Raw genomic sequence first — 548 nt, forward strand, 5'->3', positions numbered from 1 at the left:
CGCGCGAGCAGCTCCTGCATCGCGGTGTCGTCCATGGCCGGTTGCGCTTCGAGCAGCATCTCGATTGCTTCGTCCGGCGTCGCGCCTCGGCGCAGCGCAGCAATCGCCGGCCCGATCGTCGCGCGCAACGCGTCCGTGATCTCGTCGGCCGGCAGCGCCGCGATGGTCTGATCCAGCTCGTCCTGGTCGGGATAGACAATCTCGCCGGCCGCGTTGCGCAGCACGGCGCGATAGCGCATCTTCGCGGTGCGCGGCTGCTCGTCCGGTCGTTCCTCGGGCGGCAGCCCCATCGGCGGCTTGGGCACCGACAGGATGTCCTCGTCGTCCTTCGGCTCGGGAATCATGAGCTTGTCCTGCGCCCACTGACGCGGCACCTTGACGCCAGCGCCGACCAGCTTCGGCAGCGCGTCGGCGTACAGGGCCAAGTCTTCGGCATCGCGCGTATCGAACTCGAAGCGCGGGCAGCGGCGCGGATCGGACGCGCCGAAGTTCAGCGCCGACAGCATGTAGCAGAGGTTCGTGAGCGTCCGCTGCGCCTGGCGCGCGTC

At 69.5% G+C, this 548-nt stretch carries 1 protein-coding gene; it reads right to left on the reverse strand.

The window, feature by feature from the left end; translation table 11 throughout:
- Nucleotides 1-548, reverse strand: a 548-nt coding sequence (locus WS46_RS29570) for a DUF935 family protein (RefSeq protein WP_156443201.1), incomplete at both ends; no start/stop codon positions are given.

This window comes from Burkholderia sp. RF4-BP95 (assembly GCF_001521985.1).
In the GTDB taxonomy this organism is placed as follows: domain Bacteria; phylum Pseudomonadota; class Gammaproteobacteria; order Burkholderiales; family Burkholderiaceae; genus Burkholderia; species Burkholderia diffusa.